The sequence below is a fragment of the Shinella sp. JR1-6 genome, from assembly GCF_004284735.1.
Classification (GTDB): Bacteria; Pseudomonadota; Alphaproteobacteria; order Rhizobiales; family Rhizobiaceae; genus Shinella.
This window is the reverse complement of sequence record NZ_SHMI01000023.1, coordinates 1-13,802: the sequence shown is the minus strand read 5'-3', so window position 1 is coordinate 13,802 and position 13,802 is coordinate 1. Positions and strand designations below refer to the sequence as shown.

The 13,802-nt window shown below is 57.9% G+C and carries 11 protein-coding genes and 1 pseudogene; 10 read left to right on the top strand and 2 right to left on the bottom strand.

The genetic code is table 11. The features are described from left to right. Positions 1-150: 150 nt before the first annotated feature. Positions 151-3,117, top strand: a complete 2,967-nt coding sequence (locus tag EXZ48_RS26955; protein ID WP_130519709.1) for a Tn3 family transposase — start codon at positions 151-153, stop codon at positions 3,115-3,117. Here EXZ48_RS26955 and EXZ48_RS26950 read toward each other — a convergent pair. Continuing rightward, positions 3,111-3,515: pseudogene (locus EXZ48_RS26950) on the bottom strand (integrase); the annotation flags it as partial. The gene EXZ48_RS26955 and the pseudogene EXZ48_RS26950 sit on opposite strands and share 7 nt — an antisense overlap. Positions 3,516-3,705: 190 nt before the next feature. On the opposite strand from EXZ48_RS26950, the gene EXZ48_RS26945 reads away from it, so the two are divergent. The 9 genes from EXZ48_RS26945 to EXZ48_RS26905 all read left to right on the top strand — a co-directional run bounded on the left by EXZ48_RS26945 (position 3,706) and on the right by EXZ48_RS26905 (position 12,170). After that, positions 3,706-4,848 carry an RHE_PE00001 family protein gene (locus EXZ48_RS26945; protein WP_165909441.1) on the top strand — a complete coding sequence of 381 codons (1,143 nt, stop codon included), beginning with the start codon at positions 3,706-3,708 and terminating at the stop codon, positions 4,846-4,848. A 173-nt stretch (positions 4,849-5,021) separates the two neighbouring features. Then, positions 5,022-6,026 (top strand): AAA family ATPase, encoded by a 1,005-nt coding sequence (locus tag EXZ48_RS26940; RefSeq protein WP_097143403.1) that lies wholly within the window; start codon positions 5,022-5,024, stop codon positions 6,024-6,026. Further along, the gene (locus tag EXZ48_RS26935; RefSeq protein WP_130519705.1) at positions 6,026-8,497 is read left to right on the top strand and encodes a S8 family peptidase; all 2,472 of its coding nucleotides are present in this window, start codon (positions 6,026-6,028) and stop codon (positions 8,495-8,497) included. Before EXZ48_RS26940 ends, EXZ48_RS26935 begins: the two co-directional genes overlap by 1 nt. Before the next feature lie 432 nt (positions 8,498-8,929). Then, the gene (gene dmeF, locus EXZ48_RS26930) at positions 8,930-9,913 is read left to right on the top strand and encodes a CDF family Co(II)/Ni(II) efflux transporter DmeF (protein WP_130519703.1); all 984 of its coding nucleotides are present in this window, start codon (positions 8,930-8,932) and stop codon (positions 9,911-9,913) included. 30 nt (positions 9,914-9,943) lie between these two features. After that, complete coding sequence (locus EXZ48_RS26925) at positions 9,944-10,219, top strand: metal/formaldehyde-sensitive transcriptional repressor (RefSeq protein WP_052820499.1); 276 nt, start codon at positions 9,944-9,946, stop codon at positions 10,217-10,219. A 5-nt stretch (positions 10,220-10,224) separates the two neighbouring features. Then, positions 10,225-10,437, top strand: a complete 213-nt coding sequence (locus EXZ48_RS26920) for a DUF1289 domain-containing protein (protein ID WP_165909439.1) — start codon at positions 10,225-10,227, stop codon at positions 10,435-10,437. 160 nt (positions 10,438-10,597) lie between these two features. Next, positions 10,598-11,002, top strand: a complete 405-nt coding sequence (locus EXZ48_RS26915; RefSeq protein ID WP_130519701.1) for an OsmC family protein — start codon at positions 10,598-10,600, stop codon at positions 11,000-11,002. Further along, entirely contained in the window at positions 10,999-11,694 is a 696-nt protein-coding gene (locus EXZ48_RS26910; RefSeq protein WP_130519699.1) for a VIT family protein, read from the top strand. Before EXZ48_RS26915 ends, EXZ48_RS26910 begins: the two co-directional genes overlap by 4 nt. Positions 11,695-11,780: 86 nt before the next feature. Beyond that, the gene (locus tag EXZ48_RS26905; protein WP_130519697.1) at positions 11,781-12,170 is read left to right on the top strand and encodes a DUF302 domain-containing protein; all 390 of its coding nucleotides are present in this window, start codon (positions 11,781-11,783) and stop codon (positions 12,168-12,170) included. Positions 12,171-12,341: 171 nt separating this feature from the next. On the opposite strand, the gene EXZ48_RS26900 is transcribed toward EXZ48_RS26905, so the two are convergent. Continuing rightward, entirely contained in the window at positions 12,342-13,607 is a 1,266-nt protein-coding gene (locus EXZ48_RS26900) for an adenylate/guanylate cyclase domain-containing protein (RefSeq protein WP_130519695.1), read from the bottom strand. Positions 13,608-13,802 lie beyond the last annotated feature (195 nt).

Sequence of the window (13,802 nt, the reverse complement as noted above, 5' to 3'; positions counted from 1 at the left end):
CGTTTTTCCGTTGAATTCGGACATTGTCCGATTTGCCGTTTCATGACAAGGTTTGCGGACAAGAACTGTGGATGCCGCGAAACGTTCGTTTGTCGGACACGCATTTTCCGTTTCGCTGCACTCTCCGCGGCGAAACGGGAAGATCAGTGAATGGCGCGAAGAGCATTACTGAGCGAGGCATGGTGGCAACAGGCGACGATCATCCCGGATAACGAAAGGGAGATCGCCAAACATTATACGCTGGATCGATCGGATCTCGACCTGATCATGCGACAGAACAAGGCCGCGAACAGACTGGGCCTCGCCTGTGTTCTGGCCACGCTACGATACCCTGGCCGACCGCTTGCGGATGGCGAGGTCCTGCCGGCTGGCGTCTTACGATTTCTGGCGCGGCAGATCGGCGTCGATCACCATGAGATCGAACGTTATTTCGAGCGCCCACAGACGCGGCGCGAGCATCTGGCCCTGCTTTTCTACAGAATGCAGATGCGTCCGTTTGTGCCTTCGGACGTGCGGGCACTCACAGGCTGGCTGACACCTGCCGCGCAAACCCTGCGCCAGGCCGATGTATTGGCGGATATGGTCGTGGAAGAACTGCGACGCAGGAGAATTCTTTTGCCAGCGCGGCCAGCGCTCGAAGCCATCATTCATGTGGCAATCAGGCGCGGCATTCGTATTGCTCATCGGGCCTTGGCCGGCGGGATCTCAGAAGGCCAAAAGCTCGATCTGGACAAGCTTCTCGATCCGCGTGAGGGGACAAGCGTGACCATTCTTGCCTGGGCGAGAACGCCGGCATTGTCGCCAGCCGCCGTCAACCTCGACAGAATTGCCGAGCGCATTCGTTTTCTCCGGTCTCTGAACCTGCCGACGACGTTGATGGATCGAATTCCGGCCAAGGTCTTTGACGAATTTGCTGCAGAGGGGACGCGAATGAGCGCGCAGCATCTGCGCGACCTTAACACCGAACGCCGACATGCTGTCCTGGCTGCAACAGTGCTCCACCTTTCCCGCCATCTCACCGATTGCGCGATCGACATGTTCAAGAAACTCATGGGCATCCTGACGCGGCGAGCCAATAACCAGGCGGCTGCTCGCGTCACCCGATCCGTTCGGGAAGTGCAGACGCCGTTGAAGGACGTTTCAAAAGTCTGCCATGCGATCATCAAGGCCAGAGAGAAGGGTGAGGACATGGCCAAAGCGCTTGATCTGGTCATCCAATGGCCAGCTTTTGCAACCAGTGTCCAGGCGGTTGATACGCTGATCGCGCCGGATGTTATCGACGGTAAAATCGAAATGCTCCAGCGCTATCCGACGATCAGGAAACTGGCGCCACAGTTTCTCTCCACTCTCGTGTTCCGCGGTCACGCAGTGGCGGCGAACCTCTTGCGGGCGCTATCCGTGGTCGCGGGTCTATATCGTACGGGCAAAAGGACCATACCCGACAAGGCACCGATCTCCTTTGCGCCGAAGGGCTGGATGCCTCTCATACTCAAAGATGGAAAGATTGATCGCAGGGCTTATGAGCTTTGCCTTTTCAGCGAATTGAAGCGCCGGCTCGATGCGGGCGATATCTGGGTGGAAGGAGCCAAACGCTTCCAGTCTTTCGAAAGCTTTCTCATTCCCACGCCGACATTCGAGCTGATGCGTGAGGAAGGAGCGCTTCCAATCGCCGTTGATACCGATGTCGAGACTTATCTTCGCCAACAGCGCCAGCTGCTGAACGATGGACTGGCTGACCTCTCGCGTCTGGCCGCAGCCGGCGAGCTCGACGATGTAGAACTGACCGGGGCGGGGTTTAGCGTCACGCCGCACAAGGCTATGTTTCCGGATATCGCCAAGTCGCTGAAGCTAAAGGTGGAAAGCCGTCTGCCTGCGATCCGCATCACTGACCTTTTGCTCGAGGTTGACGCCCGAACGGAATTTTCGAACGCCTTTACCCATTTGCGCAGCGGTCGGACGGCCGACAACAAGCTTGCGCTCCTCACCGCCATCCTGGCGGACGGCATCAATCTCGGTCTCACGAGAATGGCGGACGTTTCCCCCGGCATTACGATGCGCCAACTCGCCTGGGCGCACGACTGGCATATTCGCGAGGAAGGTTACACGGCCGCGCACGCCATTCTCGTCAACGCCCAGAGGCAATTGCCTCTGGCAAGCTTGTGGGGCGATGGAACAACGTCATCCTCCGATGGCCAGTATTTTCCGGCGGGCGGACACGCCGAGGCGATCGGCGACCTCAACGGCCGCTATGGTCCCAACCCCGGCGCCAAATTCTACCGGTTCACCTCTGACCAGTACGGCGCTTTCTACATCATCGCCATGAATGCCAATGCGAGCGAAGCCATCTATGTCCTCGATGGACTGCTCTATCATGGCAGCGATCTCGCCATCGAAACCCACTATGTCGATACCGGCGGGGTAAGCGATATGAGCTTCGCCCTTTGCCATCTCGTTGGTTTCCAGATTGTGCCTCGGCTGCGCGGTCTCAAGGATCGCAAGCTCTATCTCTTCCCGGGCGACGCGCCTCCCGAAAACCTGGCGCCGCTCGTTGGCGAGCACATCAACGTCGAGCGGATCAAGGCAAACTGGAACGACATCCTGCGGCTGGTCACGACGATCCGTTCCGGGCAGGTTCGGCCTTCGACCCTGTTGGCAAAGCTGTCCGCATTCCCACGCCAGAACGGACTGGCGTTGGCGCTACGCGATCTCGGTCGCATCAATCGGTCCATCTTTCTGCCCCAGTGGTGGCAGAACCCCGAAATGCGCAGGAACGCGACGGCCGGCCTCAACAAGAGCGAATCCCAGAACACCTTGGCCCGCGCACTGTTCTTCAATCGCCTCGGAGAATTGCGCGACCGGACTTTCGAGAGCCAGTTCTACCGAGCATCTGGACTGAACCTGCTAATCAACGCCATCGTCTACTGGAACACACTCTATCTCGAACCGGCGTTCGCCGAGCTCAACCGCGAGGGCATTCCCACGCCGCTTGACATCATCAAACACATTACCCCACTCGGCTGGCAGCACATCAGTCTCACCGGCGATTACATCTGGACCCCAACAGACGGCGTTGATCTCAGGCCATTGCGGCGCGAAACATCTATCCTCGCAGCGTGATCACCATACGTTCTCAAAAGTCGGACAGATCCAACACTTTCGTGTCGTGACGCCTCGTCGATGTCGGCCGGCATGCCGTGATCGGGATCGGTTTCGCGCCGTTGCGGATCCCACAGGTGATGGGCAACGAATTTCAGGAGGAGGGCTTCGGGCGCCGGCCAGGGCAGCGATTTTCCCGTCGCCGTCAGCGCCCAGGCTTGGAGATAAGCCAGATCAGACGTCAGTGCCCGAAGGGTATTGTCGCCCATGCCCTGGTTGACGAGATGGCGCAGCGTCTCGACATCCTGATCGCTCAACAGCTCGGCGAGCTCGTCGCGGCGCTCGATCGGCAGGACGGCTGCAATCGTGTCGAGTTCCTCGGTGCGGCGTTCGATGGCGGATTTTTGCACAGGCGGCATTTTGGCTCCAAAAACGGGCGGTTCTGGCGTGTTTCAGGCCCGTGACGGAGGCCACTTTTGGTGATTTGCGGCGTCAGATCAATCTATCATCGATAAGGGTTACTTATCGGAGGTCATAGACCATCGGCATAGCTGTGAGGAGTACAGAACGCTATTGCGGATATAGCTTTCGCTTAACAAATCATTTACCATAAATTCAATGTCTTACGATCTCGCCAAATTGCCCATCCACAGCCTGCTGCGGCCGATCTCCGAGGCCGCTGTTGCTCTTGCCCGTCTCGACGAGCGCATTGCCCGCTCCCCCGTCGGCGAGGGCTTTCTCGAGCGGTCGCATTTCCTCGACGCGCATGCCTCGCTCTGGGTCGACGGTGAACTCGTTCATCTCGAAGACCTCGTCCTGCATGACGCGCTCCGGGATATCCGTGCTCCCACCCATGAACTCACCATTGCCCGCGACATCCTGAAAACTCGCCGTCGCATCGCCGCCCATCCCCCCGCCTGGGCCCTCTCTGATCAAGGCCTCGCCTCCCTCCGCGGCCGGTCGTGGGCCGGAGCATCATTGGGTGGAGACAGGGAGGGGGTGCGGGATGGCAGTGTTGAGGTGAGCGACGCTCCGGCCGAGATAGGGGATGCGGAAGATCCCGAGATTGATGGTCTGGGTGATGCGTTTGCAGCGATCGATGCAGTACTCGCCCGATCCGGGGTCGCGATCGAAGAGGCGAAGAAGCCGGGGAGCGCCAAAAACGCTCCGGAAAAGGATCCGTTCGTTTATGACCTCGACTGGGATGAGGACGAGCGGCTGGAGGAGTGGCGGGCCGTGCTCGCGCGTGCCCAGGACTTGCCGCCGGTCCTGCAGGCAATCGTGGCGCTGGATGCCTGGAACCAGATCGCTGTCCTCCAGCATGCGCCTTGGCTCGGGCGTTTGCTCGCCGCCTCGGTCCTGCGCGAGGGCGGCGTTACCACTGGCGGTCATCACGCAGCGATCAATCTCGGGCTCAAGGCCATTCCGGTCGAGCGGCGCCGGCATCGTGACCGTGAGACGCGGTTGCTGGCGATAGCAAGGGCGCTGACAATCTCCGCCGAGACGGGGCTCAAGGAGCATGACCGGTTGGTGCTGGCGCGGCAGATGATGATGCGCAAGCTGGAGGGACGGCGAACGTCGTCCAGGCTGCCGGAGCTGGTCGAGTTGGTCATGGCGCGGCCGTTGATCTCGGCCGGGATGGTGGCGAAGACGCTTGAGGTCACGCCTCAAGGAGCGAGGCGCATCGTGCAGGAGCTCGGTCTTCGCGAGATGACGGGCAGGGGAAGGTTTCGGGCGTGGGGGATTTTATGAGTTCTGACCGGCAGACATAAAAAGGTTATGCTAACTTCGGGGCGGGGCCGCTAGACCGTCACTTAGTTCCGCGGAACGGTATAGTAAGGGATTGGTTGTTAACCTTGGGGGAATTGCGTTGCAAATTGCGCTGCAGCTGATAGTCCAAAAGCAGAACGAAACGGCAGATTACGATGACCACCGCTCGCCACATTGTGACTCTTCTGAAAAGCCACATCGCCGGCGATGAGGACCGTTTCCTGTCGACGGCTCTCCAGTTGGCCGCCCATGAGGCGCGGCAGGGGCATGGTAAGCTGGCGCAGGAGGTTAAAGATCTCGTTGATACAGCAAAGACGCGCCAGCCGAGCATGCGCCGGGCGGGCGGGGCGATCGTACTTGTGCAGCCGAAGGGTGAACTCGCCGGTCTGCTGAGTGCCCGTTACCCCGACATCCGCCTAACAGACATGGTTCTGGCACAACCCCTTCGCCAACGTCTCGATCGTATTTTAGCCGAGCAGCGGCAGCAGGCGAGCCTCCAAAGCCACGGACTTCAGCCGCGCCGCAAGATCTTGCTCGTCGGTCCGCCGGGCGCCGGCAAGACGATGACGGCGAGCGCCTTGGCGGGAGAACTGCATCTTCCCTTGTTCACCATTCTCTTGGACGGCCTCATCACAAAGTTTATGGGCGAGACCGCGTCGAAGTTGCGCTTGGTTTTCGATGCCATGACCGCGACCCGCGGCGTGTATCTCTTTGATGAGTTTGATGCGATCGGAGCGAAGAGGGGAGACCGGCAGGACGTCGGAGAAATCCGGCGTGTGCTCAATTCCTTCCTTCAATTCGTAGAACAGGATGAAAGCCAGGCCTTAATCGTCGCTGCGACGAACCATCCCGAACTACTGGACCGGGCGCTTTTGCGTCGTTTCGACGACGTTATCGAATACACGCTTCCGGATGTGTCACTCATCGAAGCGATCCTTCGTAACAGGCTTGATCGCTTCGCAACACCCGAACTGTCGTGGGTAGATGTCGCGAACGCGGCACACGGCCTTTCGCCGGCAGATATTACTCGTGTGGCTGACGACGCCGCCAAGTCCGTCATTCTGGATAATTCGGGCACGGTCACTGCTGCAAGCATATTTGACGCGCTTGCCGAGCGCCGCTTGGCTGCCCAAGCTATGGATGCGAGCAACAGGCCATAATGGCAACCGGACCACGCGATCGCCCGCATTTCCTGCTGAGAGATAACGGCGCGGCAGAGCCATACCGGCGCCCAAACCGGAAAATTGACCCACCGGCGCTACCTCAACGCAATAGGCAGGCTCATGCCCAGGCGCTGGCGTTGGCAGTCGGAGGAGCTGTCGCGGCGGCAGAGCAGCAGCTTGCCGAAACCGGGGTAACAGCCTTTGAGACGCGCGGTTTCTATCTCGAGTTCGATCTTCCTGCCTCCGAGGGGGCCGCAATCGACCAGCTCGCGAACAGACAACAAAAAATGGAGGTTGTCGCAGTCCGCGAGCCGGAAGGCGACGGCGGTATCGTCAAGGCCTCGGTATTTGTGCCCGAGCGTGCAAAAAACTACTTCCTAAACAAGATTGAGCAGTATCGATCGACGGACACCGACAAAGGGCGTCCTCGAAATGAGCCTCTAATTTCAAGGATCGAAACCGCACAGCTGGCATCCGCGCGTTCTCTCTTCACGGATGACGCAGCGCTGTTTCCACCCGACCAGCAACTCGCGGTGTGGTGGGAAATCTGGTTGCGCGAAGGCAGGCGTGAGAAGTTTGAAGCCATAGCGGCCGCTTTGGAAATAGAGCTGCGCCAGCACGCCATCCGGTTCCCCGAGCGCGAAGTCGTCTTGGCGTTGGCAAGCACCGTGACCATGGATCGCGTCGTTGCTCGCAGCGATACCATCGCTGAGTTGCGCCGGGCAAAAGATACGCCAGCGTTTTTCACAGGTCTTGGAGGTGCAGAACAAAGAGCTTGGACAGACGATCTCGCTGGTCGCGTTCAGGTCTCGCAGACTGCCGGTGACGTTGCTATATGCCTTTTGGACAGCGGGGTCCGCCGCACTCATCCTTTGATCGAGCCGGTGTTGTCGATCGATGATTGGCATACGATCAATCCGGCTTGGGGCGCCGACGACACGCCAGCTTGGCAGGGTCACGGCACGCGAATGGCCGGAGTAGCACTTTATAACGATCTGATTGATCCGCTTGCTTCTGAGGACGCTGTCGAACTGCAATATCGGCTGGAAAGTGTTAGAATTCTGCCACCTGGCGACGCGGATGAAAACCGACCTGATCTCTACGGCGCGATTACCGGTGAGGCGATTGCTCGAGCCGAGATTCAGGCGCCGCACAGAAGTCGGGTCGTAGCGACTGCTATAACAAGCACGGCTCCTTCGCGGGGGCGAGCCTCATCCTGGTCTGCTTCGATCGACCAACTCTGCTTCGAGACGGATGCGCAGCGGTTGATCCTGATAGCTGCTGGAAACATACGGGTTGACTTAAGCCCTGCGGATCACCTGGTTCGCAACGATATCGAACCGCTAGATGATCCAGCGCAAGCTTGGAACGCAATCACCGTCGGGGCTTTCACCAACAAAGTTGACGTTATCGATGCGCCTTTTGCCGGCTACGCCCCGATCGCGCCCGCTGGAGAACTGTCTCCGGCGAGCAGGACCTCCGTCACCTGGGATCGTCAGTGGCCGGTCAAGCCGGACATCGTCATGGAGGGCGGGAACCTGGCGCATGACGGCGTCAATCCTGGTGAGCCGATTGATGACCTGCGCATTCTGACGACGCACTTCCGGCCCGAAAACCGCTACTTCTCTACGATTGGCGACACCAGTTCCGCAACCGCGCAAGCTGCCAAGCTCGCGGCAGAGATCATGGTCAGCCGGCCGGGGCTCTGGCCCGAGACTGTCCGTGCTTTATTGGTTCATTCTGCCGAATGGACACCTGCGATGGCCGCCCGCGTCACGGCCTGCCACGGCAACAAAACGCAATTGCAATCGATTTTGCGCCGCTACGGTTACGGCGTGCCAAATCTCGGCAGAGCGCTGCTTTCCGCCAATAACGATCTGACTTTGATGATCGAGGACGACATTCGACCCTTCCAGCGAGAAGGGAGCGGATCAGTCAAAATGAGAGATATGAAGCTTCATCTGCTTCCTTGGCCGAAGGACAATCTGCTGGCCTTGGGCGCTGAGCCTGTCGAGGTCCGGGTCACGCTGTCCTATTTCATCGAGCCGAACCCCGGCGAGCGAGGCTGGACTAGGCGTCACAGATACGCTTCTCACGGATTGCGCTTCCAGATGAAAACAGCCACGGAATCCGTCGACGAGTTCCGTGCCCGCATCAACCAGGCTGCCCGAAACGAGGAAGAAGGTACACCCGTCAACGTCGGCGAAAGCTGGTTATTGGGTACATTCCGCGACAGCGGATCGCTGCATTCGGATTTCTGGCGGGGAACGGCGGCTGATCTTGCCGAGCGTGACGCCATCGGTATTTATCCAGTTGGCGGTTGGTGGAAGGAAAAGCCGTATCTGGACCGATACAACGAGAAGGCGCGCTATTCGCTGATCGTGACCATTCGCGCGCCTGGTGCCGCGGTTGATCTTTATGCGGCGGTCGAGACGATTCTGAAGACAGAGATCGTCGCACAGGTGTAGGATTCCTTTGATTAATTGGCGGCCGGCCACAATAGGCCCGCACTCCTTCCGATTTGGTGCGAGACTTGTCCAAGTGTTTGGACGAGATGGTCGGTAGGCTCTGGTGATAATAGGGGCGATGGTTCGTATCCCTTCAAGGCGTTTAAATCTAACGGCCCAAGGCGGCAGTGTGGCGATCAATGGTTTAAGTGCGGACTCGCGCGCTGGATGCTATCGGTCGCGGTTTCCGGATTTTTGCCGGCGGTTCTCTAAATTGCGTGTTGGCGTCAAGCGTCTTCCCAACGCCGAATCGGCGGTGTCTGGATTCCGCCCATGCAGTCATTGATGACGTCATCTACTTTGTAAGAACAAACACTCCGCCGATTTCAGAACGTTTGTATTCGTCTTACAAATAGTATACCCCCCTATAATATATGAAATGGAGTTTAGGCTATGAGTTCATCTCAAGGGCATGCGCACGACCATCCCCATCCGCACGATCACAGCCATGGTCGTGCGCTCAACGCCGCCCATGAACATTTCTTCCTTGGCGACAACCACCTGCGGAACGAACGCCGCACGTGGCTAGTGATTGGTATCACCGCCACCATGATGGTGGTGGAGATCGTCGCCGGAAACATGTTCGGGTCTATGGCTTTGACGGCAGATGGCTGGCATATGTCCACGCACGCTGCGGCCATGCTCATCGCGGCATTGGCCTATCTCTATGCTCGCAAGCACGCCAGCAACCGCCGCTTCTCATTCGGCACTGGCAAGCTCGGCGACCTTGCAGGATTCGCCAGCGCCGTGATCCTGGCGCTAATCGCGGTGCTTATCGGCTGGGAAAGTTTTCTGCGCTTCCAGTCGCCTGTAGCGATCAATTTCAGGGAAGCCATCATCGTGGCGGTGGTCGGATTGATCGTAAACCTTGTCTGCGCATGGCTCCTCAAGGATGATCACCATCACGGAAACGATCATGGCCATGCTCACGGACACGGGCACAATGCAGGCCAGGATCAGAACCTTCGCGCCGCCTACATCCACGTACTGGCTGATGCGCTGACCTCCGTTCTGGCGATCGGCGCGCTGGTTCTCGGAAGCCTCTATGACTGGCTCTGGCTTGATCCAGCTATTGGTATCGTCGGCGCTATTGTGATCGCTCGCTGGTCCTGGGGATTAATCCGAGATACGGGCGGCGTCCTGCTCGACTACGTTCCTGAAGGCGAAGACCTCCCCGAGGAAATACAGGAAATCCTCGTCAAGGAAGGCGCGGAAATCGTCGATCTCCACATCTGGCAACTCGGGCCCGGCCACCACGGAGCCATCGTTTCTATCGTCGTCAATGATCCGCATGCGCCGTCCTACTACCGCGCAAAGCTTGCGGCCATTCACGATCTGTCGCATGTGACGGTGGAGGTCGAAACCCGCGCGGCTTGACAAAAACGTCTATACCGAAGGAGCATTCCTATGAGCCATACCATCCGCGAAAAGCAAAAGCTGATCAACCGCGTACGTCGTATTCGCGGGCAGATGGAAGGTGTCGAGCGGATGCTTGAGGAGGAAAAGGGTTGCGTCGAAGTCATGCAAACGATCGCGGGTGCGCGTGGTGCCATCAACGGTCTAATGGGCGAAGTCATCGAAGATCATATCCGCATGCACTTGGCCGCCGAAAGTCTGAGTCAGAAAGAGCGTGAAGAAGGCGCGGCCGAACTGATCGATGTCATTCGCGCTTATCTCAAATAAGGTTCATGATGAATAATAAGTCGCCTTGCACCGATCTGTGCCGCTTCGATCCGCGCAATAAATGGTGCTTGGGCTGCGGCCGGACGGCGGATGAAATCAAGGCGTGGCGCAAAATGTCGCCCTATCACCGGACAAATTTGTCGACTGAATTGAAACGCCGCATGAAGCGATTAAAGGATGGCGAGGACGGCGCTGCGACCGCATCCGCTTGCTTGTAGAATTTTACAACTAACAAAGGCCGGTTATTGCGCAAACCAGCCGAACGCGGACGTCCATCATTGATCTTTTCGATTGATGTCGATCAATTTTTGTTTGTGATCAAAGCATAGTGTGGGGCTTGTGGTCTCCTAAACATGGCTGCGCCATGGAGGACGAGTGATGCTCGGATACAAGGTCTCGGCTCAACGGATAGATCCTAGGGAGAGTGTGGCACGCACCGAGACTGCCGAGGTCAGGCTTGCCACGGGACTGTCCGGCGCTGCCGATGCCTTCAATCCGGCCGAACTTCTGCTCGCGTCCATCGCTGCCTGTATGATCAAGGGCATTGAGCGCGTCATTCCTCCCCTCGCTTTCTCTATTGATGGTGTCGAGGTGGTCCTTCACGCCGTTCGACAGGATGATCCGCCGCTTATCGTTTCGGTCAAGTACCAACTCGTGGTCGATACCGATGAGACTGACCAACGGCTTGAACTTTTACACAAGAATGTCCGCAAATACGGCACAATCTCCAACACCGTCCCTCTTGCAGCCCGCTTAGATGGTGTAATCTGGAGGAAGTCATGAGGGGCCTTCATCGCGAAACGCATCTCGTTTCCCGGATCGGGTGGCTGCGAGCCGCCGTTCTCGGTGCAAATGACGGTATCGTATCCACTGCGAGCTTAATCGTCGGCGTTGCAGCCTCCGCGGCGGGCAGCTCGGAGATCTTGATCGCCGGCGTCGCCGGCCTCGTGGCTGGTGCGATGTCGATGGCGGCTGGAGAATATGTCTCGGTCAGCTCGCAGGCGGATACCGAACAGGCTGATCTCGCCCGCGAACGGCTTGAGCTTGACGGCCAGCCCGATCTTGAGCGCGAGGAACTCGCACAGCTTTACACCAGGCGCGGCGTCGAGATTGATCTGGCCCGACAGGTAGCAGTGCAACTAATGCAGAAGGATGCGCTTGAGGCGCATGCCCGCGAAGAACTTGGCATCTCCGAAATCACTACCGCCCGACCGATCGTTGCCGCGCTGACGTCGGCTCTGACGTTCGCGGTTGGCGCGATAATGCCACTCGCAATGGTATGGGTGGCGCCACCGAACCAACTGGTGATGCTGGTCTCTGTAGCCTCGCTTATGTTCCTCGCCCTGCTCGGCGCGATTGGTGCCAAGGCAGGCGGTGCAAATGTGCTGAGGGCCACGGTACGCGTAACCTTCTGGGGCGCCTTTGCGATGGCGCTGACAGCAGGCATAGGCGCCTTGGTGGGAACAGCCGTCTAGGTGTGCGGAATATTGATCAAGTGTTACTGTGTGGTCCTCACACCGGCGGATTAATCGGCAGGAGCCGATTTATATGGAGGAAGAACATGACCTACACTCTCGATAAGACGACCAACGGAATACCATTTGATCAGGTGGTCGCAGCCACGAAGGCGGCTCTCGCGAGCAACGGGTTCGGTGTCCTCACTGAAATCGACGTACGAGCGACCATGAATAAGAAACTCGACGTCGATATACCGGACTATCTCATCCTGGGTGCGTGCAACCCGAAGATGGCCCTCGAGGCGATGAAGATCGAGCCGAAGGTCGGCGCGATGCTGCCTTGCAACGTGATCGTACGATCGCTGGAGGGGGGCGCCATCATGGTCAGCGCCATCGACCCCGTGGCCTCGATGCAGGCTATCGAAAACCAGCAACTGAAGACGGTCGCGGCGCACGTGCGGTCTTTGCTTGAACAGGCGATTGCGAGCGTCTGAGGACGTTGGTGGTCAATACGGTCGCCGTTGACAAGGCAAGCATGCGATGCTCCCCCTAACATTCGTCAGCGACTCGAATAGCGAGGAGCAAATAGGCCCGAATGAAACGCCTGAACTGCGGGAAAAACTGGGCGTTGAAGATGACGGAACCGAACTTGAGCCACTGCCGGGTTAGACAAGCACGCGTCGGTTCATCAGCGAAAGCCGAATCGTCTCGATAGGATTGGCGATACCCTTCAGCAGAAGTGAGCCTCTAGCCGAAACGTTGAACTCGTGCCCTGCCGCCACCTCGAAAAATTCACTGGAGGCCACGATTTCACCTGGTAGTGCCGCAGCACACAGTCGCGCGGTAACGTTGACGGGCGAACCGAGGATCGTTGCATCCTTGCGAATTTCGGTTCCGATCACGGCCTCTATCACAGTGCCGTCGTGCAGTCCTATGCCGATCCCTCTGGGCAAATTCGCCCGTGAGACACTTGTCAGAATTGCCTCCGACGCCCTGAGGGCGTTTGTCTTTCTTTCTGATCCTTCGAACCAGGCGACAAGCCCGTCACCCACGAGGCGATCAATATCGCCGCCGTGTTCGAGGATGGCCGCGAAGCTGTGGCTTGCAACCTCAGACACAAGGGCAGCGGCTTCTTCGGCGCTCGCCTGTTCGACAAAACTGGAGAAGTCTCTGATATCGAGGACCAGGATGGACGCAGCCAGGCGCTCGGCGCTCGAGCGCCCGGAACTAACGCGCTTCTCAGTGCTGTCGGAAACAAAATGTGCGAGCGACTTTCGCGCCTCATTCAGGGCGTTTGTGCGTGTGTCGATTTCATTTTGTGCCCGTGAGACGAAATACGTGGAGAGGCAAAGTGCTCCTATTAGAGGCACGCCAAGGATAACGATCCAAATAATCGTATCGTTGTCGAGAAGTTTTTCGCGGGCGGATGCCTTTTCGGAAGTGGCGATGTAGACCGACATAGACCCTGTCATACCTGGCGCCCTGCTGAGCACGGTCCAATGCACAGGGGGCCCATCTTCTTCGAGAAAGACTGTCTGTCCGTCAGATATTTCGGGGATGCGACTTATCGTTGAGGCCATGCACGATGTGTCGTTGGTTGCCGCCAGTACCTTGCCGTCTTCGGTAAAAGCAACTGCGCAGAGCAAGTCAAGCTCCTTCGCTTCCGTTTCGATAGCCTGTCTTGTCTGGTCAGCGTCGCTGACTTTTCCTCCACTTCCGATCTCCGAGTGTCTGGCTTTCCCCAAGATCGGCGCGAACAGCGCGGCATGGAGCGAAGCCGTTTGTGCACTATAGGCACGTTCGACACTAACAGACAGAGCGTTTGAGACGGCAATAAGTAGGCCGGAAATCGTCAGGAAGAAAATCGGTAGTACGAACAGGTTATAGTTCCGTCTTAACGGATAGGGGCGCGCCAGAATCTCATTATCCAATGTTTGCCACCTTCGTTTCTTTTCGTCATTTCATTCGTGGATTCGATCTTCACGAAGACTGATCTTACGATTCTGAGTTCGAATTTATATTGCCGTCACTATAAATCTTTGTAACCTGAGTGTCGGTCCGGAAAGAAGTTGCGTAATCTGAGTCGGTTATGATTCCCTGGCTTTGAGATGATTCTTTTCGGGCAA

What these genes read in the sequence shown, in the direction of transcription:
- EXZ48_RS26955 (WP_130519709.1), top strand. Translation starts at nt 151, where the DNA reads ATGGCGCGAAGAGCATTACTGAGCGAGGCATGGTGGCAACAGGCGACG.
- EXZ48_RS26940 (WP_097143403.1), top strand. Translation starts at nt 5,022, where the DNA reads ATGACCACCGCTCGCCACATTGTGACTCTTCTGAAAAGCCACATCGCC.
- EXZ48_RS26935 (WP_130519705.1), top strand. Translation starts at nt 6,026, where the DNA reads ATGGCAACCGGACCACGCGATCGCCCGCATTTCCTGCTGAGAGATAAC.
- dmeF (WP_130519703.1), top strand. Translation starts at nt 8,930, where the DNA reads ATGAGTTCATCTCAAGGGCATGCGCACGACCATCCCCATCCGCACGAT.
- EXZ48_RS26925 (WP_052820499.1), top strand. Translation starts at nt 9,944, where the DNA reads ATGAGCCATACCATCCGCGAAAAGCAAAAGCTGATCAACCGCGTACGT.
- EXZ48_RS26920 (WP_165909439.1), top strand. Translation starts at nt 10,225, where the DNA reads ATGATGAATAATAAGTCGCCTTGCACCGATCTGTGCCGCTTCGATCCG.
- EXZ48_RS26915 (WP_130519701.1), top strand. Translation starts at nt 10,598, where the DNA reads ATGCTCGGATACAAGGTCTCGGCTCAACGGATAGATCCTAGGGAGAGT.
- EXZ48_RS26910 (WP_130519699.1), top strand. Translation starts at nt 10,999, where the DNA reads ATGAGGGGCCTTCATCGCGAAACGCATCTCGTTTCCCGGATCGGGTGG.
- EXZ48_RS26905 (WP_130519697.1), top strand. Translation starts at nt 11,781, where the DNA reads ATGACCTACACTCTCGATAAGACGACCAACGGAATACCATTTGATCAG.